Source organism: Legionella quateirensis (genome assembly GCF_001467955.1).
Taxonomy (GTDB): domain Bacteria; phylum Pseudomonadota; class Gammaproteobacteria; order Legionellales; family Legionellaceae; genus Legionella; species Legionella quateirensis.
This window is the reverse complement of the sequence record NZ_LNYR01000002.1, coordinates 56466-78667: the sequence shown is the minus strand read 5'-3', so window position 1 is coordinate 78667 and position 22202 is coordinate 56466. Positions and strand designations below refer to the sequence as shown.

Genomic DNA, 22202 nt, shown 5'->3' with positions numbered 1-22202 from the left:
TTCGGATTATAAATCATGGTTTAAAACAATATCACTTAATGCAAGTGCTTGTAAAATATTACTGTTGTCTCATAGCATTTAAAATAAATTCGATTCGTTCTGCAATGGAGCATTTAGGTACTTCAACTAATTGATAACCACAGGCACTATATCCTTCTTTTACAGCATTGTAGGTATCTATTGCTTCCTGGAAATCCTGCTTTCTTTCTGTATCATGGCAATAAATATCGGACCATGGCGGGAAGAGAAAAGCCAATGCATTATATCGGAATTGATCAACATACTGTGTAACAGTGTCATTGACTCCCCCGCAGAATCGCTTGGAATAACTGTATAAATCAGGTATCCCTCTATCAAAAAATACAACATCTTGAATGGCAGATTTAGCGATAAAATCATCTATGGATTCTTTAAGCATTAAATTGCAGTAGGCAATCCGATCACCGTTATGAGTAGCATTTCCCCCTATAGCATTTTGATGTTTGATAATAGCGCGGGCAACCTCGGGCACTACTTGAAATCTCTGTCGCGCCAATTCGTTCAATACAGTGGTTTTTCCAGCACCAGGACCACCTGTTAATAAATAAAAATTGGATTGCTTTTTGATAAGTTCAGGAGTATCAGAGTGCGTTTTTGTACTGTTTTTTTCTTTGATTTTGGTCATGAAATTTAATGGTTTTGGAACATCAATCATGCTCATTTCCAGCAATTTGTACTATATTCAGTTCAATCTTACGAGAAATCACATCAAGATTCAGTCCATTATCACAAACTTTAAATGGATCCTCCAATTCCTCAGAGAGAATTTCCAAACCTAATAAAACATAAACGATCATGACCATCATGGGAATAATCAACACGCCGAAGGTTTGTACCCATCCAAAAGGAAACATTAACGAATAAAACAATAATGCCTGCTTCACAAAAAATGCATAAGCAGGAGGAACACGAGTATTGGCTATACGCTCACAACCTCCAGACATGTCAATTAAAGCAGCCAAATGATTTTCCAATTGAGTACATTGTTCTGCTCTGTCCCGAGTTCCGTTACGTAAAGAATTAATGATACGATACATTGGTTGGACTACCAGAAGTACTGGTTGTTGGGATTTAAATTCTGTTATGCCTAACTCGCCCAACTCATCTTTTAACAGTTTAGTATTGTTGCGCAAATTGGCCTTGATAATAACAGGCAACTTCTTCAGCAAGAGGTAAAAATCAGGATGCTGATTCAATCCAAAAAAGGTATCAAACTTTAATCCCAGATTACGGCTGTTATTTACAATGGAGCCCCAAAGAGTACGCCCTTCCCACCAGCGACCATAACTGCTGTTTACTCTAAAACTAATAATAATCGTTAAAATAAAACTGAAAATAAGATGAAATTGTCCCAGATCATAACCTGAAGTGTTTCTAAACCAAATACCAATTACAATGGCATAAACAGTCAACACCAACATAATTGGCATTAGTTTTTTAAATACTTTTTCCTTATAAAATAAAAATAAATGCGGCACCCAGGCTAAAAGAATATGGGATTTTTTAGTCATAGATACTCCACATTATACAAGAGACATTATCAAGAATTTTATTATCTGGGAGATATACTGAATAATCAATTAATTATTACAGGAAATCGGCACCCAAAAAACATTCAGGTGCCTGAACATAAACCATGAACTTGCATGCCCGGATTAATCGTTCTGATGACAACTTTTAAATTTTGCAGCAATTTTATCTTCCAGCTTTTTCATCATATTTTGAAGATCAGTTTTTTGATCGGCACTAAGAACGGCATAAATCTGCATTTTGGTCATAATTTTAGATTTGATCATAGAACCAATCAGTTTTGCTTTTTTATCAACCAAATCATCCAGTGCAGACTGATCCAATTTGGTTGCATTTATCTGTTGATCGATTTGGGTATCCAACACACTCATTTGAGTCCCAAAATCCTTCATTGAAGCTTGTTGTTGATCAAATATAGTTTTGATTTTAGCCTTTTGTTCATCATCAAGCTTCAAAGTTTGCAACATGGATTTCATCCCTTCCCCACACCCCCATGAATCTGAAAATGAGGATTGACTCAGTACCAAAGAACAAACAAGTGCTGCCATCCATAGAAATTTTTTATACATGATGTATTCCCTATTTATTATTGTAACTCGTACTGATTATAGACGCTTTTAAAAAAAATGGCCGATTGATAAGCCGTTTAAAATTGAAGAGCGATTGTGCAAAAAACAAACTAAAATAAATTAGAATAGAACTGTAAATTAACTATTGACCTTAACGTTACGTAATCCCTTATCGTGTGTCTGGTCGGTAAGAGGAGTTAAAAATGCACTACACAGTAAAAAAATTAGCGGAGCTTTCAGGCGTTAGCGCGCGCACTCTTCGGTTCTATGACGAAATTGGTCTGCTCAAGCCTGCTTTTTATGGCGAAAATCAGTATCGTTATTATGAAGAAGAGCAATTGTTGATGCTTCAGCAAATATTATTTTTCCGTGAATTGGGTTTTCCTCTGAACGACATACAACGGATTATCAGTAGTGATGATTTCGATAAAATCGAGTCATTAAAAACTCATAAATCCATACTGCAATCCAGTCTTGAACGAACAGATAAACTCATCAGGACGATTGATAAAACCATTTCACATATAAGAGGTAAATTAACCATGCGTGATAAAGAACTGTATGATGGCTTTGATCCTGCAAAGCAAAAGGAACATGAGCAATACCTGCTGGATAAGGGTACGATAACGCAAAAAGAGATTGATGAGAGTTGGAATAAAGTAAAGGATTGGAAAAAGAATGACTGGGAACAGTTTAAACAAGCAGGAGATGACTTAAATAAAGCGTTGGTCAACGCCTTAACCCATCATTTAAAACCGGAATCCGATGAGGTACAGAAACTAATTCGAACACATTATACTTGGGTAAAAACTTTTTGGACCCCCAATCAGGACACTTACATTGGCTTGGGTCAGGTGTATCTTGAGCATCAGGATTTTCGCGAGTTTTATACCCAATATCATCCCGATTTGGCCGTATTTTTAATAGAAGCCATGAACGTTTTTGCGAAGCAAAATCTGTCTTGATCAGACTCCGAAGCCTTACCGTCATCCCGAGTGAAACGAGGGATCTCCTGATTGTGGCAACTAGGCAGTTATTCCGCCACTTTGAAGGAGATCCTTCACTGCGTTCAGGATGACGTAACAAGACTCGAGTAAAACAACCGTCATCGCGAGTGAACCGCTTCCAATGATGCCTTAAGTTTTTCTTGACAAAATGTTCAATTTTTAAATTCAAAAGTTATCGAGATCTCGCTAACTATTGAAATTACTTTGAATAAACAGCTATAAGCTCGTTGTCCAATTCTTTAATTTCAAGCCAACAGTAATTATTTGAATTCTGGCGCCTCTTTTAACTGCGGTGCATCCTTTATGGATTGAACCTGACTCGGACTCTGCCGTCCTGATCTGAATAGAGTACCCAGATAACCCATAATACCCCCACGTGAACGAGTTTGAGGCTCCTCATCCTCTTCACTTTCATGCAGTTCAGGAGCTGGATATAGCCTCTCCTGCACCATTCTAAATCCAGAAAATATACTTTTAAGGACAATAGGTAGCATCGATAACATAAGAAGCATGGTCGTCAAATTGGTAGACTCTCCTGCCAGGGCATAATTAGCCAGCGATTGAAAAACAGCGATCAGCATGACTATCCCCATCGATTGAGTAATGAAACGAGATGCGCTGATATTTTGATTGTCCATAGGTAAATCGGTACTTTGATTGATTTCGTAGAATGCAATCCACAACCACATCAAATCAAAAGCAACGCTGAACCAATGTTGCTGATACATTTCTTTAACATCGGTCACCCCAACAGCATGAACCAAATCAAAACTCATTTTTCCACTTTTCAATGCTAAAGCCAGACTGGGTTTTTCCTGAGAATTAGCAAGAGGAGTAAATTGCTGCCTGAACAGGCTATCGGGAAGATGAATATCAAATAATTCATAAAATGATTGTTTCGATCCAAAAAGATGACGTAATTGTTCGTCACTGATATTGGATAAAGAATCAACACCTGGTGCAAACGTATTATCATCAGAATAATGAGCAATCACAACATCTGAATTTTTCATCATCATGACATCGTTAGTACCATCCCCATTAGCAACTACAAAGAACTGATTGTCTTTGAGAAATCGGGCTAATATGCCTTTTCCTTCCGTGCTCATTTCAGCAAAAATAATTACAGGACGCATCGCTTTCTCTCTGGCTAACAACTGTTTGAAATGAGAAAGGACAACAGAGTTGATGCCAGAATAGATAACCGTTGAATCAGAAGGAATAGCCTCTTCATCCAGAGCATCAAGCTCCAGAGTCTCCACTTTATCAGCGCGAATTGACAGAATATTTTTCGCATAGGCAGGACATAAAACTCTGGCTATATTTTCCGCAGCCTTGGTCGTATCTCCAGTAGCAACGAAAACAGGAACATGAATTTCCCGGCATTGTCCAATAAAGTGTTCCGCACCTTTTTTTACCGGGTTATCAATAATAAAAGTAACATAATGCTGCATGTTGTTTATCATTTCAGGGTGATTCAGAATAAAAGCTTCAATTCCCTTTTTATTATCCTCATCAAATAATTGCTTTAAACTAATCGATTCCTGTTCTGAAATTGGTGTACGGGCTATGCACCAGTCTCGAGATAATACTCCTTTCCTGCTTTGCATTGCGGCATAATGTTGCATTAAAGTGGTGTTATTAAATACCTCTTGCTTCGGCACACCACAAAATACCAAATATTTATTATTACCTTCATCTACCAAAGTGAAACGTCCACCAAAAGTACGGTATAAACCTAAATGAAAGCTTTCAATTTCCTTTGCCTTGTCTTCAACAGTAATGGTTTTCTTAAAGTGGTTATTTCCCAGAATACTGACCTGCAAGCAGTGCTCATTGTCTACTAATGCCTTGAATAATTCCAAAATCGCATGCTCTTCAGGTTCCAACTCTTTTTTATTGTTGGTATACGCGCTGGCAAAGACCTCAAACGATTCCATTTGCAAACGCTCATCTGGCAATAGCAATTCCTTTTTTTCTTTTAATACGTGTTGAACGTCTTCAGGCATCCCCATGGACCACAAACCGAGAACATCCATTTTAGTAGTAGTCAAAGTTCCGGTTTTATCAGAAATTATCGCTACCCCATTAGGAAAACGATCATGATAATAACCTCCCAAGGCATTGCATAAATCCACAACTCTTAGCGCATCAATCGTTTCAAATGGTTTACCTTCCATGTTTTTATTCAGTTTTTTCATTAATCGGCTATTTACTGCATCACGCAAAAATGCCTCCGAAAAAGGAATCATCGTTTGAAATAAAGTGAACATTAAACGTAAAGATTCAGCTGGCAAGGTGATGATGTCTCTTTGTAAAAAACCAGCCATAATGATGGATGCAAGAATCGAGTGCAAAACACTTCTTTGTTTGCGTTCTGCAACGATCTGATTAATAACCGATTTTTTCTCATAACCACCACTTAATAATAGCTCTTTTTCCGGCTTAATCTGTATGAACATATTATCGTTCCCATACAGATTCAATTTATCGCCAACCAGTACACCAGCCTGCTTTCCATCATGAATGGCATGTAAATCAACCTTACTGTACTTACTGGAAAAGTCAGGTTTGGATAAATGTTCTATCCACACGTCTTCTCCATTTTGAGCGCGCAGATTGACACTGAATTTTCGTTGCTCTGGACTTTCTATAAATTGGCCCTCTTTATTTCGCTGTAACGCGACAATTTCTCCTGATAAAGGGACTGAAGACAAATCTACCCGCTCGTCACAATAGACTAAATCCCCTGTCCGCAGACGGTATCTCGGAATTTCTACAAATACCGATCCTTGTGGAGTAAATCGGAGTACCTTGTGCAAGGTATTATTATATTCATAATCCTGTTTGAGTTTTTTTTGCTGATCCAGTAGTTTTCTAATCGTTTCAGGGGTTAAATCGGCAAGCAAGGCAGGAAGATTTCTGAATTTCTGAACTATACGTTCCGCATTAAGAATATTATGTGAAATTAATCCTAACTGAAACATGCGCGAACTGGACATCAATTCAGAGACAAGAAAATGATTCAACTGAAAATACAAATTGGATAATGGCGTCAATCCACTGCTTATCACTGCAGTATCAGATCGTTGTGCTCCTCTACTGTATTGGTATCTGACCAATAAATCCTGCAACTTTTGAGTTAAAAAAGCAACACTGCTTGGTACGACCAGAGCACTGCTACCTAAACTGGCAACAAAGGCATAACCATCGGATAAAGAATCACCTATCATCAAACGGGTACCACTGAAAATCGAACTGTACAAATAAGTAATTGCCACCACTTCACTTGCAACAGCAGCGGAAAGTCCAGCCGTTGTTTTAAACTCGGTTTCTGTAATGCGGTGCATCGCGCAATAGCCTAATATTGCTGCACCAAAAAAGAATTTGTAAATAAAATCATATTCAGGAACACCAGTTTGAAATTCACTGATTCCTCCCATGACATAATCGCCTATGGCTAAAGCCGCTCCCGATGTAATAACAGGCCAGATGTATTTTTTGAAATTGGTGAAATCCATAGAGTCTAACGAAAAAGTCATCGCCAGAGTATTATAAAGTTCTGATGCCCGGGTCGAGATAAAATTCCCGATTCCTTGAACAGTACTTCTGAGGTAATAAGTTCTATCAGCCTCAGCATCCATTACAAAGTGAGTTGCTAAAGCCCGACTGGGCAAGGCATTGGATGTTGGGGGTTTCTTTGGATTTCCTTCGATCAGTTTGTCATTATACATATCATTAGTCCTTTATTTGATCGCCAATCTATTTATTTGGTATTTCGCTTCTTTCGAGCTCAGATTGATTAATAACTTATTATGTATCCAAGGTTCAAGAGGTATTGCAAAATAACCGTGTAATTTTTATAACCGAACACTCTTTACTTTTCCCTGAGTGAGGAATAGGATTTTTACTTGCGTCCCTACACTGTAGGGCATGGATGCGACTAGAAAAAGGAAGTCTATGATAGTTTTTTTATTTGGCTTACCAGGAGTCGGTAAAACCTACATTGGACGACTCATGGAACAAAAGTCAGGAGCCTGTTATTGGGATGGTGACGAGGCTCTCACTGAAGAAATGAAGCTGGCCGTTCGCGATGAACGACCCTTTACACGCCAAATGACAACTGAACTGAGTTCAACAATCATTAATAAAATAAAAGAACTAAAGAAAAATAACCCGTTTATCATAGTCTCACAAGCCATGTTACGTGAATCGGACAGGCAATTGTTCCGTGCTGAATTCGATGATCTCCAGTTTATTTACGTACGCTGCGAACAGGAACAAACCAGTTTACGAATTGCACAGCGCGATGATTTCGTTACCGTCTCCTATTTTAAACAACTGATTATTGCTTTCGAACCACACCGTAAAGACGCGGAGTCCTACCCAACCATTGATAATCATGAAAAAACCGATGAACAATTAATCAAAGCATTCAATCAATTAATAACAACACCCCCCAAGGTTGGTTGGAAACTGGAATTTTTTCCCGATTTAACCGGGAAAGAAAAGGAATTAGTGTCTCCAGCTTTTTCTCTAATAAACAAAATGAGTTAAATAACTCATAATACAACACTTCGATCGCTACAATAGCATTAGGATTTTGACATAATGACATCAAGTGACTTTACCCAAATACATTTTATTATCGCACTGTCACTGGCCATTATTTATCTTGCTTTGTTATTTCTTGAATATAAAAAACCATTAAGAAAACCTGTCAGACAACTCATGGAACGATGGATTGTTAATCTTAGCTTCACCATTCTGGTTTATTTTAGCGCCAAGATATTTATAGTTCCTGTAGCCCAATTCACTGTTGACCTTACCCAATCTCATGGCGTTGGACTGTTGTCCCTAGTTCAATCGAATAGCCTAGTTCACTTTTTTTCAGGTTTCATGCTCATGGATTTAACGTTTTATTATTGGCATAGACTCAATCATGAAGTCCCGCTTTTATGGCGATTTCATAATGTTCATCATGCCGATCCCGATTTGGACGTAACCACTTCCATGCGTTTTCATGTAGTTGAAATTGCCTACTCCAGTGTGTTTCGATTGGTTCAGTTAGCGGTATTGGGTATCAATCCCTTGATATTCATTTGTTATGAATTTATTTTTCAGGCCAGTACCTTTTTTCAACACAGCAATATACGCCTCCCTCTACGTTTAGAACAAATGCTGAATAAAATAATAGTCACGCCAAGAATGCATGGCATCCATCATTCAAACTTCATGGACGAAACGAATCGAAATTATGGTGTGGTATTTTCATTTTGGGATAAGCTGCATCGGACAATAAAACTGAATGTAGTTCAGAGTTCCATTACTATAGGTGTCCCTGCTTACTTGCAGCAATCCGACAACAAAATTATTAATTTGCTACTCATGCCTTTTAAGGCTCAGAGGCTTTATTGGCAATTAAATAATAAATCCTTCCTTAGCCGCCCCGCTGCTCAATTAAATCACAATACGGAGCAATTATCCGAATGAATAGTAGTAAAATATTAGGGTGTGATGACAATTCATCAAAATATTCCCAACGTCACATCATACGATTCCCAACATCGCATCATACGTTTCCCAACGTCCCGCGACTAGTTCGCGGGATCCAGAAATTCAGAATCAATAACGAACATAATATATTCATCAAGATCAAACTGGATCCCGCGAACTAGTCGCGGGACGTCGAAATCAGAATGGTCAACACAACCTATCCCTAGAGAATCAAAACCTTAGATCTCTCACTCAGGGCAACCACGCTGCCTATTCTTTATCGTATTGATGAAATAAATAATACAATCCCGGTAAAACCAACAAAGTAAGAAAAGTCGAAGAAATAATTCCACCAATAACCACAGTTGCCAGTGGTCTTTGGACTTCCGCTCCCGTTCCAGTGGCTAAAGCCATAGGAACAAATCCTAGAGAAGCAACCAGAGCTGTCATCAATACAGGTCGCAATCGGGCAATTGAACCTTGTATTATTGCAGACTGCAAACCCAGATGGTTTTGGTCACGTAGTTTATTAATAAATGCAATCATGACCTGACCGTTTAATACCGCCACACCTGAAAGAGCAATAAAACCAACACCAGCTGAGATCGACAAGGGAATTCCTCTTAATAACAGAGCCAACACACCGCCAGTTAGTGCCAGAGGAATACCGGAATAAACCAATAGAGCATCCCGTACACTGCCAAAACTCATAAATAACAAAAGGTAAATGACCAGCAAAGTGACAGGGATCACCAGAGCAAGGCGTTGAGATGCTGATTTCATCTGTTCAAATTGACCTCCCCAAACGACCCAATAACCACTCGGTATTTTGATGTTCTGTTCCACACTCGATTTAGCCTCATTAACAAAAGAACTTAAATCCCTATCCCGCACATTAACGCTGACAACCACTCGGCGCTTGCCATTTTCACGACTTATCTGATTAGGACTCTCACTGCGAATTAATGCAGCCACTTCGCTAAGCGGAATAAAATGCCGCTCTCCATCCTTGGCAAGAGGCAATGGAATGAGTATCCAGCGCAATACATGAGGATCTGTTCGTAATTCTTCCGGGAGACGAACAATTAAATCAAATCTTTTGTCTCCCTCAAACAGTTCACCGCCTTTTTTACCCCCAATCGCGATAGTAATAGCATCCTGCACATCAGCAATCTGCAATCCGTATCGCGATAAAGCATTTCGATTGATCTCCACTGTAAAAAGAGGCAATCCCTCCACCTGTTCCACTTTTATATCCGCAGATCCAGGGATTTGTTTTAATTGCCCACTAATGGCATCAGCAATCGCAGTTAAAATATTCATATCATCGCCAAAAATCTTTACCGCAACATCACTGCGTACTCCAGAAATCAGTTCATTAAAACGCATTTGGATGGGTTGGGTAAACTCATAATTATTACCCGGTATTTGCTTCACGGCCTCTTCTATTTCATGCACCAGTTGCTGCTTGGTTTTTTTAGGGTTGGGCCATTGAGTACGAGATTTCATAATGATAAAAGTATCCGCAACACTGGGCGGCATGGGATCAGTAGCGATTTCAGCGGTTCCTATCTTGGAGAATACACGTTTTACCTCAGGAAACTGACTGATTTTCTCTTCAACAAGATGTTGCATGGTAATTGCCTGTGTCAAGCTTGTTCCAGGAATACGCATGGCATGCATTGCAATATCTCCTTCGTCCAGGCTTGGAATAAATTCGCCGCCTAAATGAAAGGTCACCAGCAGACTCACGATCACCAAAATGAACGCTGAAATAAGTACCTTAACTCGTTCACGAATACAGACAGCTAAAATTTTTTCATATCCAAGTGTTAAATAATGTACCAAAATATTGTCTTTTTCCCGTACCCGACCCCTAAGAAAAATAGCAATAGCTGCTGGAACAAAAGTCAGTGCAAACAGCATTGAAGCCAAAAGCGCGATAATCACTGTTTCAGCCATAGGTAAAAACATTTTACCTTCAACACCAGTCAAGGTAAGAATAGGCAGGTACACTACAGTAATAATAAAAACACCAAAAATACTGGGGCGAATGACTTCAGTGGTTGCCTCGGAAATCACTTTTAAGCGTTCTTCCAGGTTAAGAGTCCGTTGAAGTTCTTCCTGAACACGACCTAAATGCTTGATGCAGTTCTCAACAATAATCACCGCCCCATCAACGATCAAACCAAAATCAAGAGCGCCAAGACTCATCAAATTGGCGCTGATTTTACTACTGACCATTCCGCTGATGGTTAATAACATGGATAAAGGAATAACCATCGCCGTAATCAAAGCAGCTCGGATATTACCCAAAAAGAGAAATAAAACGATACAAACCAGCAATGCACCTTCAAGCAAATTATTTTTAACTGTATTAATCGTTGCGTTTACGAGCGTCGTGCGATTATAAACAGGGAGGGCTTCTACTCCATCAGGCAAGGCGATGTTAATAAATGCTAATTGCTTTGCCACACGTTGGGCTACTGTTCTGCTGTTTTCCCCCATCAGCATAAACACTGTACCGAGAACCACCTCTTTAGAATGTTCTGTTGCAGCCCCGGTTCGTAGTTCCATGCCCGGCTTTACTTCTGCGACATTCAATATACGAACAGGAGTACCTTCAAAACTCGCTATCACTATATTATTTATATCATCGAGACTTTGAACCTGACCAGGGACTCGAATAAGATACTGCTCCCCATTTCGTTCAATATACCCTGCGCCAATATTGGCATTATTCCGTTCCAAAGCAGTAATCACATCTTTAAAACTCAAATGATAGCGCACCAGTTTTCCTGGATCAGGAGTGATGTGAATCTGTTTTGTAAAACCACCGACTGTATTCACCTCGGCAACACCCGGAACATTTCTCAATTGAGGCTTAATGATCCAATCCTGAATGGTTCGCAGTTCAGTAGTACTGTATTGTTGACTGACTGGCGTTCCAGGCTTGTTATTCACGGTATACATGAAAATCTCACCTAATCCAGTAGAAATAGGACCTAATTTGGTTTCTGCTTCAGGGGGTAACTTATTTTTGACTTCCTGTAATCGTTCATAGATCAGCTGACGGGCAAAATAAATATCAGTACCCTCTTTAAAAACGACGGTGACTTGTGAAAGACCGTAACGCGATAAAGATCGCGTGTAATCAAGATTCGGGATTCCGCTCATGGCAATTTCAATAGGAAAAGTAATCCGCTGCTCCACTTCCATTGGGGTAAAACCTATGGCCTCAGTATTTATTTGTACCTGAACGTTTGTAATATCAGGAACCGCATCAATGGGAAGATGCTGAAAATTATACACTCCCATTCCGGCGATTATTAAAGTAAACAACAAAACAAACCATCGGTGCTTCAGGGAAAAACGAATGATGCGTTCAAGCATTCTGGCTCCTTAATGGTCGTGTATAGCGCCTTCTTTTCCGATTTCCGCCTTGAGAAAGAAACTGTTGTCACTGACATAGTATTCTCCGGGTTCAAGACCGGATTTGATTTCTACCCATTGCGCATCTTCCTCACCAAGAATTACTGGAGTCGCTTCAAAAAAATCGCCCTGCTGAACAAAAACCACATCTTTATCCTGCATCCGTTGTAATGCCGTATGTGGTACGGCAACCGGAACTGTTTTTTTCTCTATCGTGATGACCGCATTAACATACATTCCAGGTAACCAGATACGCCCTGCGTTAGGTAATATGGCTCTGGCTAGAATCGTTTGACTGTCTTCAATACCTAAAGGGGAGATGTAATTAATGATGCTGCGAGATTGTGGTTTTCCTTCATCGCCGGTAACAATCACGCTCATTCCTTGCCTGACCAAAGGAGCATCTTTTCGGTACAAAGTTAAGTCAGCCCATACATTAGCCAAGTTAGCAATTTCATAAATGGGTTTATCTCCCTTGGCCAATTCACCTGTAGTTGCATATTTTTGAACTACAGTTCCTGAAATTGGAGCGGGAATGGAGTAATTTTGTAAACTTTCATTACTTTCAATGGTCACTAATAATTCACCTTTAGTGACTTCATCACCCAGATTTTTCGTGAGCAATTTAATAAGGCCTGAATAACGCGGGTATACAGGCGCCATTGTGTCGCGATTAGGCATTATTTTACCAACAACCTTCAATTGTTTTTCTATGGTTACACTTGCGGCTTGTGCAATTTTAATTTTTGCTGCGTTAAGTAGTGCAGGAACAATTTTGATTCGTCCTTCATAATTGGAATAATGCCAACTGTATTTCTTGCCCTGATAGTTCAAAACGACCATTACATCAAATGAATGTGGCTCACGAATAATTTGTTCGCTCTGTAAAAAATCATCAATCGGTTTAAAACTAACGGTTTCAAATCCATGATTAAAGCGTTTCAATTGAACTTCCAATTGACTCTGGTCTGGAGAAACAAGGACTCCATTTTGATAAATATAGGCTCGAAAATGTGGCGACATCCCTTGTTCAAAAAGGGTTAACTCCAATGCAAGTTGATCGTGCTCCAATAAACGGCCTCCGTGCTGACCCTTGACCGAATCCTGAGTCTGAAGCCCTGCTTCATCAGCCCATGAGGGACTGAAAACCAGCGTCAATAGTAAAATAGCTGATTTAATCCATTGCATTTTGGATGATGATAAGTTCAAGTGTTCTCCTTAGTAACCATCAATGCCTAAAAGGCCGCCTATAGTCAATAATGCTTTATGATAGTCTGCATGAGCCTGTTGGTAATGACGCTCTTCATCAAACAGTGCATTCAGTGCCGTGCTTAACTCAATATAGGTGTAGCGTCCCATTTGATAACCTTCCCTCGCTACTTGCAGAGATTTTCGAGCCAATGGTAACAGTGAATCAGTCACCAGATTGGCCTCAAAAAGCCCCTGTTCTGCGCGTAAATAGGCTGTATACACATTTTGTCTTAACTCAAGTTGTGTTCCTTTCAGATCATGTACGGCTTGAGTAAATTCGGCTTCAGCAGCAAGAATTTTACCTTGATTCCGGTTATGAATCGGGAGCTGCGAGTACGCTGAAACAACGGCGGCGTTGCTCCCATCATCTGAAAAATGACGTCCACCCAATTGAATATTTAGATCAGGCCATACATCTTTTTTAACGGATTGAATTGCGGCACGTCTTGCTTTAAGAAGAAGTTGCTTTTCAAGTAACTGAGGACTCTGCGGCATTTTATTTACCAGTTGAGGCCAAGTCCAATGAGTATGTTGTAATCCCTCATCCGTCAGTTTTTTATCCACTCGTAACTCATTCCCTAAATACCGAGCCAATCGAGCACGCTGCATTAATGCATCCCGACCTGCTTTCATTTTTTGAATACGTGCTTCCCCTAAACGCACCTGCGCCAAACGCAAATCAAGCACTGCGCCCGCCCCTGCCTCTACACGTCGTTGAATGGCGGATACAATATCAACATTCACCTGGATTAACTTTTTGGTAACCAAATACCATTGTTCGGCATATAAAGCATCAATGTAGGCATTTCCAACAGCGGTAAAAAGTTGGGATTTATTGAGTTTGATGCGTGCAAGTGACGCAAGGTAATCCGCATAAGTCAGTTTTTGCAAGTACTGTAAACGATGACCTAATGGAACAGGTTGCGTTATTGATAATGTTGTTTCTGCTGACTCATAACCTGAATATTGGCCTGACCCACCCATATTTTCAGAAGTAAACGCCAATTGCGGATTAGGATACAGCTTACTTTGAATAAATCGCCCTTTCATTGCATTGGCTTTATCCAGTTCCGCTTGTAATTCTGGATTATTTTGATAGGCAAGGGTCAATGCTTGTTTAAAGGTCAAAGTCGTATTCGCTTGAATGCTCTGAACCATCAGACTTAATGAAATCATCATGACATATAAAAAAATCTGCATTCCCTGTCCTTTACCATGAACCCATCAGATCACATAACTGACTTAACCAGGTAATTTCTCAATAATTCCTGGAGACGTCATCTCGAACGAGAATCGTCATCTCGAACGAAAATCGTCATCCTGAACGTAGTGAAGGATCTCCGGACATAGGCAAAGTGCCACATTCGGGATGACGATTCCAGATCGAGATGACACATCTCCAACTAATATATATAGTTTCACATTATCATTCTGTTGCATATACCAGTAACCAGGAATTCCCGTTGAATAAATGACAGCCAATATAAATCCTCAAGACTAGAAAAATTATACACTCTACACCCAACAGAGAAAATGGCTGTGTTTCTAGCATAAAACGTCAAATAGTGGTTAATCCAGAACCAAATTTATGGTATTGTGCTCAATTCACAACAAGTTCATTTTCAATTAATGGCAAATAAAGTGTTGAACAACATATTTAATATAAGTAAATGGCAATCAAAATATCATTGGAAAATTGTATTAGTAACCCTGATTGTCTCTTGTGCCATTATTTTTACAGGCAGAATATTCTTTCATTCTGCGGAGCAAATACCCGAATCCCCGAATAAACGTGTTGAAGTTGAAACCGTCACATCACAAATACTACAACAAAGCATTCGTCTATTGGGAACCATACATCCCAAACATACTACAGTACTGGTTTCAAAGGGCAACGGTATGCTCGATGAGCTTATCCCTACCGGCCAAAAAATTAAAAAAGGGACGTTAATCGCCAAAATTGATAATCCCGACGTCGAAAAGAATTTACAACTTTCAATCAGCACTGAAACCTTGGCTAAAACACAATTCGATCGGTTTAATCCCTTACTTAAGACTGGTTTTGTCAGTCCCAAGGAAGTTGAAGAAAAAAAACAGGCCTGGCTGGATGCTCAAAAAGAATTATCCAAAGCTAAAATTGAACTGGATAATCTGCGTTTCTATGCCCCTTTCGATGGCATCATAGGTGCATATAAAAAACGGGAGGGCTCAGAAGTCACTATTGGGGAAGCTGTAGTTTCAATTTATGATCCCAGTTCCCTTATTGTGGATTTTGATATCCCCTGCAGTAATCTGACAGAGATTAATGAAGGACAACCTGTGCGGGTACTGGGCAAAGAATATCCTTTATCCCACTTCCAAAAAATGGTTGATGAAACCACGCATATGTGTCCTGCCGACGTTGATATTCAATGTGACAATTGTCTCGTAGGCGCCACAATAAATGTTGATTTGATTGTAGCAGAAAAAGACAACACCATTGTCATCCCAACTCAAGCACTGTTTCTTAGAAACAGTGAGCCCTTTGTCTATATAGTAGAAAAAGATAAAGTGGTCCTGTTACCTGTAAAAACTGGCCTGGAACAAGAAAACAAAATTGAAATTACTGAGGGTTTAAAAACCGGACAACAACTGATTATTAAAGGGCAAGATCGTCTCTATCCCGAGATGACCGTAGAGATCCATCATCCCTCTGCTGATGCACACAACGGCTGAAATCCCATGAAATTAACCGGCTATTTCATAAAACATCCCGTTTCTGCAATCATCCTGAACAGTATGATTGTTATTATAGGAATCCTGTGTTTATTCAATTTATCCATCAGAGAATATCCTGACATCAGTTTTCCAACAATTACCGTTTATGCTTCATACCCTAATGCCAGCCCTGATCTGGTTGAAACTTCCGTAACCAATATCCTTGAAGACAGACTGGCAGGCATTGAGGGACTGGAAACCATCACATCCCAATCTTTTGCGGGAAGTGCTCAGATTACCTTGATGTTCCGAGCAGGAACCTCTATGGACAGGGCCTTGAGCGCCACTCAGGATGCCGTAGGCCTCGCTAAAGCGCTATTGCCCTCTGAAGTAAAACCTCCTTATGTAGAGCGCCAAAGAAAATCCACAGGTTTACCTTTTATTGGCATCTCCTTAGAATCCTCCACCCGCGGATTTGGCGAACTGACTCATTATGCAAATCTCAATCTCAAAAACGTATTTCGAAGCGTACCAGGAGTCGCATCAGTTGAGGTCTGGGGACAACCTTATACCTATAACATTAGCCTGGCACCCGATAAACTGTACTCCTTTGGCGTCAATGTTGATGAAGTAGTCAACTCACTGGCAAAAAGTCGTATTTCATTGCCTGCAGGAAATTATAAAAATAAAATTCCCAGCACCTTGCAGTCAGAACCCAAAAGCAAGGAAGAGTATGAAAACCTGCTGATAAAAACGACGAATCAACACCCCATATTTTTAAAATCCATTGCTAAGGTAGCACTTGAAACAGATAATACTCAGATGCGGGTTCGTGTTAATGGACATACAGGCTTGGTACTGTCCATCAACAGAGCAAATGATGCAAACCCTATTGAAGTTTCCAAAGACATTCGTCAATCCATTAGCGAATTACAACAAGGATTACCCAATGATCTCAAAGTACATGTAATCATTGATCAATCCGATTTTATTAATGCATCAATCAAAAATATCCGTTCGTCCATCACTGAAGCAATAATTCTGGTGCTGGTCATCGTCTTTTTATTTTTACGTAATATACGTGCAACAATTATTCCTCTGGTGACTATTCCGATTTCGTTGCTTGGTTCGTTACTCTTCCTCAAACTATTTGGCTTCTCGATTAATCTGATGACTTTGCTGGCTATGGTGCTGGCTATTGGTTTGGTCGTTGATGATGCCATTATCGTTTTAGAAAATATCTGGCGACATATTGAAAAAGGATTATCGCCTGTTGAAGCAGCCTTAAAAGGCGCAAAAGAAATAGGATTTGCAATCGTTGCAATGACCTGCACTTTAGCCAGTGTGTATCTGCCTATTGCTTTTATTCAAGGAATGTTGGGACAACTTTTTATTGAATTTGCTGTAGCTCTGGCAGGTAGTGTATTTATCTCAGGGATCGTTGCTCTGACCCTATCTCCCCTGATGTGCGCGCAGTTTTTAAAAAGCGACTCCAAAAACTGGTTTCCCCAAGTGGATCATGCTCTTGAACAACTGGCTCATAATTATGCCAAAACACTTAAGTGTGTTTTTGATCATCAGAAACTCACGCTCTCAGCCGCACTATTCTCTATTCTTGCAAGCATTGGTTTGTATCAGATCATTAGCCATGAAACCGCTCCTAAAGAGGATCGTGGACTGATTGGTGTTTATACAGCGCCCGTCTCCGGAGAAGATATTAATGAACTGGATAAGAAAATAATCAACATAGAAAAAACCATTAATAAAATACCCGAATCCGATAACAAACTGACCTTTATTGGTGATTGGGGAGCCAGTGTAATCCTTCCGTTAAAACCTCATTCACAAAGGAAACGTTCCGCAAATCAAATTGTTGATGAACTCAAGCCTGCCTTTAACCACTTCCCATCCATCGATCCTCATGTATGGAGTTGGGATACCGGTTTACCGGGTATTGATAACGCAGGAAGCGGAACGGAATTGGCCATGGTTATTTCAAGCCAGGACAGTTATAGAGAGTTGTTTAACCATGTTGAACAATTGAAAGCAGCGTTGGACGCCAGTAAAAAATTTGAATCGACTCGTTATGATCTTCGCCTGGATACTATGGGGTATTCTATTGAATTGGATCACAATCAAATAGCCAAACTGGGACTCACACCCAATCAGGTTGCCAAAACTATTGAAGTCTTTTTTAGTGGCGACAAATCTTTGAATTTTGAAAAAAATGGGGTGCTCTATAATCTGACGATTAAAGGCAGCTCCTCCCCCTGGACCCTTAATGAGCTCTATCTGACTACTGGTGAAGGAAAACGTATTTCTCTTGGCGCTATCACTCAAATGAAACCCAAAGCGCAGCCAGCTACTTTGGATCATTATCAACAGATGCGCTCAACAACCCTGCATATTCAATTACATAAAAAAGACTCAATGGCCAACAGTATTAATCAGGTATGGCATATAGCCAAAGATCAATTGCCTCAACATTACAAGCTCACCTGGACAGGAGCTGCCAAGACCTTTTTTGAGTCATCCAATGCCATGCTGTTTTTACTCTTTTTATCCCTGGCCTTTATCTACGCCATCTTATCGACTCAATTTCAAAATTTCATCGACCCTTTGATCATTCTGTTTACTGTTCCTTTAGCCTGCTCAGGGGCTTTATTATGTACTTATCTGTTTGGTCAATCACTGAATATTTATACTCAGGTAGGCTTGATCACGTTAATTGGATTAATCAGTAAGCACGGAATTTTAATGGTGGAATTTGCTAACAAGCTACATCAAGAGGGCAATTCATACGCAGATTCAATTCAAAAAGCAGCCATTTTACGATTAAGACCCATTTTAATGACTACCGGAGCCATGGTTTTTGGCGCAATCCCTCTGGTATTGTCCCATGATGCCGGATCTGAATCTCGCCATGCAATTGGTACCGTGTTAATCGGTGGTTTATGTTTTGGTACTTTATTTACCCTTTTTGTATTGCCTGTAGTGTATAACATGATTAAAACCATTCCTGCCAAATCACGTTAACATGCAAACGATAACATCTCAATTACCCGAGAATTTCGTCATCTTGAACACAGCGCTGTCTCTTGATCACCTTTCAACCGACTTCCCGAAGCAAGACCCTGAGAGCTCCTCACTTTTTAAAACGCACATTAGTTAATCTTAATTTCCAATTTTTTATAAGATCGTCATCCTCGCGAAGGCGGGGATCCAGGCAATAACTGGCATTGTGCTCATGCTCAAAATGGATCCCCGCCTTCGCGAGGATGACGAATAAAAAAGTTAAACCAGGTGAAAGTGTGCAGAAAATTTTACTGCACTTTTTTATAATTAAAATTGTTACCCATGTCCCGTTACACGTGTTACCTATGTACCGCTGCTATACACTTGGCGTGGAAATTCGAAGAGTAGAGCTGGACTGATTATAAAATTACCTCAACACCACCTAAAGTAATCAAATGATTGTACTGGTAATAAGTTGAATCAGACCTTATATTTATTTATTAGCGAATTCAATGTGTCAGTTACTTCTTCAGAACCTGGAGACCGGGTTTAATACAACGCAATGGAATAATGAACAGAAAGGACAATAAGGAGTTAATGAATGCATCAAATACCAAAGGATTGGCCTCTGGAAGGCACAATTGATTTATTAACTCACGATAATCCCCATCAATCATCAGATACCGAATGGTGGTATTTTAACACCCATATAACCGCATCAAATGGTCAAGATTTCAGTATATTTGCCTGTTTTTTTATGAAAAGAAATCCGTTTTCAATAGAGGAATATACCTACTCGTCGCTCTGGGCTTTAAGTGATTTAAACAATCAAAAATACCATACAGCTTCATTCATTGATAAAGACACACCCAGCATATGTCTTGCAAAACTTGAAACCTATAATCCGGATGATCCCAGTCTTAAACTGGCTCTGATGGACGTACTTAATAAAGAAAAAATTCCAACCGATGATGCATTAATTTCGTCACCCATTACTGTTTCGACTAATCCTCTTCACTTGAATTTTGGCGATCTCTCATTAATAAAACAGATGGATGGCTCTTATCTTTTAAATGCGCATAACAAACAAGATCAGATCAGCTGCACACTCCTGTTCGAACCTCAAATGGAAGCTGTTCGTCAGGGAAAAAATGGGGTAATAAGCGGCCCAAATAAAGAACACATGTTTTATTATTTTATTCCTAAATGTACAGTGCAAGGAGAGATTCAATTTGCAAACCAAAGCCTTGAAATAACTCATGGAGAAGGCTGGTTTGATCACGAATTCGGTATTGAAACCTGCGATAATCCAGCCGAGCAAATAAACGCTAAAATCAGTTGGACCTGGATGTCAATTCATTTAAATAACAATTATGACATTTCATTATATTCACTTTATGATACAGACACTCAAACACCTCACAGTCTGTTCTGTACCGTAATCGATCCCTCAGGAAATCAAAAATTCTATGACACGACTCAACTTCATGTATTAAGCACATGGAACAGCATGCGCACGTTCAGTGAATATGGGAATTCCTGGAAGTTACAGATACCTGAGCTGGAATTAACACTTGAAATCATCGCAGAATTTGAGGACCAGGAATTTATTACACTGATCGCCTACCCCTGTTTTTGGGAAGGCCGCTGTACCGTAAAAGGAACCCATCAATCGCAGTGGGTTACCGGACTGGCTTACGTTGAACAAACCAATCTAAAACCAGTAAGAGTTATAGACGATTTTTTTTCATCCGTGAGCGATGCGGTATCTAAAGAAATAGAACAGCTTTTACCCTTGGTACCCGATTACAAAGCCATGCTTGATTTAATCGCCTCAGAAGAAAATGCTCATCTCATGGATGGTGTGGATTTAAACCAAGTGATTCGCACCATAATTTCTCCCATTCGCACTATTTCCGATCGCGCAGGAAAACGATGGCGCTCGTATGCTCTGGCTGCTTGTTGTAATCTGGTAGGTGGTGACTTTTCCCGATTTCAACCCTGGTTGGCAGTGCCAGAATTAATCCATACTGGTTCACTGATTATTGATGATATTCAGGATAAATCTCCAATTCGAAGAGGAGGTCCTGCTTGCCATATTATCTATGGTGAACCTCATGCAATCAATGCCGGAACTTTGGCCTATGGATTATTTCATATCGTCTTAAAACAAACACCTCTTTCCAGTGAGGATCGCTGTAAAGTCTATGAACTGTATTTTGATACCTTTAGAGCAGCCCATACCGGTCAGGCAATCGATATTGAAGGTCACATAAATCTGATGGCTGAAAGCATTAAATCAAATGACTATCGAAAATTACAGAATCATGTTCTGGCAACTCATCGATTAAAATCTGCAGTTCCGGCAGCTTCTCTTGCGCAAATGGGAGCAATATTAGGTAATGGAACAAAAGAACAGATTACCATTCTGGGTCATTTTTTTGAATCCGTTGGCATCGCATTTCAGATTATGGACGATGTCCTGAATTTAAGGGGATTCAAAAACAACCTGAAGTGTCTGGCAGAAGATTTAGCCGCCGGTAAAGTAACCTACCCTATTGCTAAATCACTTGAATATCTCAACACCGAACAATCTCAAAGGATCTGGGAAGTACTCGCTTATGGTTCAAAAGACAATAAGGCGCATCAGGCGGTAATCGAGTTACTGGAATCTTGCGGCGCTCTGGAAGCCTGTTGTTCCGACGCACGAAAGCTGGTTGACGTGGCATGGACCAATCTTGACGCGCATTTTATTGAATCACATACCAAAATGATGTTACATGCATTCAGTTACTATGTCATTAATCGATATTATTAAGGAATAATAATAAAATAATTGGGGTCAAATTGATAACAAGTCCAGTAGAGCATCACGCCCTTAATATTCGCAGTTATAATTTTCTTATTTAATGGATTAAGCTCTGACTGAGGGAATAGGTAACAGACATGTTTTACATTATCTATGGTGACAAAATTACCATCTACGCTAGTCTCAAACGTATCAGGAACGAGATACATAGACCGAGGGTTTTCCAAGTACACAGGATAACCTGTAACAGGAATTTTATGAGAATGGGTAGGAATATGAGCAAAGACTAAAGGGCTGCATAACATGAAAATCAAATTCAAACCAATATGCAGGATTGTTTTCATTGTTCTGCCTCCC

Annotated in this window: 14 protein-coding genes; 6 read left to right on the top strand and 8 right to left on the bottom strand. The window is 39.7% G+C overall.

From position 1 onward, the window contains the following. Positions 1-58 precede the first annotated feature (58 nt). The 3 genes from Lqua_RS01300 to Lqua_RS01290 all read right to left on the bottom strand — a co-directional run bounded on the left by Lqua_RS01300 (position 59) and on the right by Lqua_RS01290 (position 2138). On the bottom strand, positions 59-694 hold the full coding sequence (locus Lqua_RS01300; protein ID WP_238585506.1) for an AAA family ATPase: 636 nt from the start codon (positions 692-694) through the stop codon (positions 59-61). After that, positions 687-1550, bottom strand: coding sequence for a bestrophin family protein (locus Lqua_RS01295; protein WP_058472511.1), 864 nt, complete (start codon positions 1548-1550; stop codon positions 687-689). Before Lqua_RS01295 ends, Lqua_RS01300 begins: the two co-directional genes overlap by 8 nt. 144 nt (positions 1551-1694) lie before the next feature. Continuing rightward, positions 1695-2138 carry a Spy/CpxP family protein refolding chaperone gene (locus tag Lqua_RS01290; protein ID WP_058472510.1) on the bottom strand — a complete coding sequence of 148 codons (444 nt, stop codon included), beginning with the start codon at positions 2136-2138 and terminating at the stop codon, positions 1695-1697. 203 nt (positions 2139-2341) lie between these two features. Here Lqua_RS01290 and Lqua_RS01285 point away from each other — a divergent pair, with 203 nt between their 5' ends. Beyond that, entirely contained in the window at positions 2342-3103 is a 762-nt protein-coding gene (locus Lqua_RS01285) for a MerR family transcriptional regulator (RefSeq protein ID WP_058472509.1), read from the top strand. Positions 3104-3405: 302 nt separating this feature from the next. Here the strand turns inward: Lqua_RS01285 and Lqua_RS01280 are convergent, their stop codons facing one another. Continuing rightward, positions 3406-6879 carry an HAD family hydrolase gene (locus Lqua_RS01280; RefSeq protein WP_083501221.1) on the bottom strand — a complete coding sequence of 1158 codons (3474 nt, stop codon included), beginning with the start codon at positions 6877-6879 and terminating at the stop codon, positions 3406-3408. 226 nt (positions 6880-7105) lie between these two features. Here Lqua_RS01280 and Lqua_RS01275 point away from each other — a divergent pair, with 226 nt between their 5' ends. Together Lqua_RS01275 and Lqua_RS01270 are read left to right on the top strand one after the other, a co-directional pair. Beyond that, positions 7106-7702: an AAA family ATPase gene (locus Lqua_RS01275; RefSeq protein WP_058472508.1), complete on the top strand. Its 597-nt coding sequence runs from the start codon at positions 7106-7108 to the stop codon at positions 7700-7702. 54 nt (positions 7703-7756) lie between these two features. After that, positions 7757-8638 carry a sterol desaturase family protein gene (locus Lqua_RS01270; RefSeq protein ID WP_058472507.1) on the top strand — a complete coding sequence of 294 codons (882 nt, stop codon included), beginning with the start codon at positions 7757-7759 and terminating at the stop codon, positions 8636-8638. Between the two features lie 273 nt (positions 8639-8911). Here Lqua_RS01270 and Lqua_RS01265 read toward each other — a convergent pair whose 3' ends face one another. From Lqua_RS01265 to Lqua_RS01255, 3 genes are read right to left on the bottom strand one after another with little or no spacing between them, the layout of a single operon-like run. Continuing rightward, positions 8912-12034, bottom strand: coding sequence for a CusA/CzcA family heavy metal efflux RND transporter (locus Lqua_RS01265; protein WP_058472506.1), 3123 nt, complete (start codon positions 12032-12034; stop codon positions 8912-8914). Positions 12035-12043: 9 nt separating this feature from the next. After that, entirely contained in the window at positions 12044-13282 is a 1239-nt protein-coding gene (locus tag Lqua_RS01260; protein WP_420798047.1) for an efflux RND transporter periplasmic adaptor subunit, read from the bottom strand. Between the two features lie 9 nt (positions 13283-13291). Beyond that, on the bottom strand, positions 13292-14524 hold the full coding sequence (locus Lqua_RS01255; protein WP_058472504.1) for a TolC family protein: 1233 nt from the start codon (positions 14522-14524) through the stop codon (positions 13292-13294). Between the two features lie 396 nt (positions 14525-14920). On the opposite strand from Lqua_RS01255, the gene Lqua_RS01250 reads away from it, so the two are divergent. The 3 genes from Lqua_RS01250 to Lqua_RS01240 all read left to right on the top strand — a co-directional run bounded on the left by Lqua_RS01250 (position 14921) and on the right by Lqua_RS01240 (position 21854). Next, positions 14921-16039 carry an efflux RND transporter periplasmic adaptor subunit gene (locus Lqua_RS01250; RefSeq protein WP_274519347.1) on the top strand — a complete coding sequence of 373 codons (1119 nt, stop codon included), beginning with the start codon at positions 14921-14923 and terminating at the stop codon, positions 16037-16039. Positions 16040-16045: 6 nt separating this feature from the next. Further along, the gene (gene lpeB / locus Lqua_RS01245; RefSeq protein ID WP_058472503.1) at positions 16046-19057 is read left to right on the top strand and encodes a multidrug efflux RND transporter permease subunit LpeB; all 3012 of its coding nucleotides are present in this window, start codon (positions 16046-16048) and stop codon (positions 19055-19057) included. A gap of 580 nt (positions 19058-19637) precedes the next feature. Next, a complete protein-coding gene (locus tag Lqua_RS01240) occupies positions 19638-21854 on the top strand; it encodes a polyprenyl synthetase family protein (RefSeq protein ID WP_058472502.1) in 2217 nt (738 codons plus the stop codon). Here Lqua_RS01240 and Lqua_RS01235 read toward each other — a convergent pair. Then, positions 21851-22189 (bottom strand): hypothetical protein, encoded by a 339-nt coding sequence (locus Lqua_RS01235; RefSeq protein WP_058472501.1) that lies wholly within the window; start codon positions 22187-22189, stop codon positions 21851-21853. The two genes, Lqua_RS01240 and Lqua_RS01235, sit on opposite strands and share 4 nt — an antisense overlap. Positions 22190-22202: the final 13 nt, after the last annotated feature.

Bases quoted from the DNA above. Each gene is read 5' to 3' on its own strand.
- Lqua_RS01300 (WP_238585506.1), bottom strand. From the start codon at position 694: ATGATTGATGTTCCAAAACCATTAAATTTCATGACCAAAATCAAAGAA.
- Lqua_RS01295 (WP_058472511.1), bottom strand. From the start codon at position 1,550: ATGACTAAAAAATCCCATATTCTTTTAGCCTGGGTGCCGCATTTATTT.
- Lqua_RS01290 (WP_058472510.1), bottom strand. From the start codon at position 2,138: ATGTATAAAAAATTTCTATGGATGGCAGCACTTGTTTGTTCTTTGGTA.
- Lqua_RS01285 (WP_058472509.1), top strand. From the start codon at position 2,342: ATGCACTACACAGTAAAAAAATTAGCGGAGCTTTCAGGCGTTAGCGCG.
- Lqua_RS01280 (WP_083501221.1), bottom strand. From the start codon at position 6,879: ATGTATAATGACAAACTGATCGAAGGAAATCCAAAGAAACCCCCAACA.
- Lqua_RS01275 (WP_058472508.1), top strand. From the start codon at position 7,106: ATGATAGTTTTTTTATTTGGCTTACCAGGAGTCGGTAAAACCTACATT.
- Lqua_RS01270 (WP_058472507.1), top strand. From the start codon at position 7,757: ATGACATCAAGTGACTTTACCCAAATACATTTTATTATCGCACTGTCA.
- Lqua_RS01265 (WP_058472506.1), bottom strand. From the start codon at position 12,034: ATGCTTGAACGCATCATTCGTTTTTCCCTGAAGCACCGATGGTTTGTT.
- Lqua_RS01255 (WP_058472504.1), bottom strand. From the start codon at position 14,524: ATGCAGATTTTTTTATATGTCATGATGATTTCATTAAGTCTGATGGTT.
- lpeB (WP_058472503.1), top strand. From the start codon at position 16,046: ATGAAATTAACCGGCTATTTCATAAAACATCCCGTTTCTGCAATCATC.
- Lqua_RS01240 (WP_058472502.1), top strand. From the start codon at position 19,638: ATGCATCAAATACCAAAGGATTGGCCTCTGGAAGGCACAATTGATTTA.
- Lqua_RS01235 (WP_058472501.1), bottom strand. From the start codon at position 22,189: ATGAAAACAATCCTGCATATTGGTTTGAATTTGATTTTCATGTTATGC.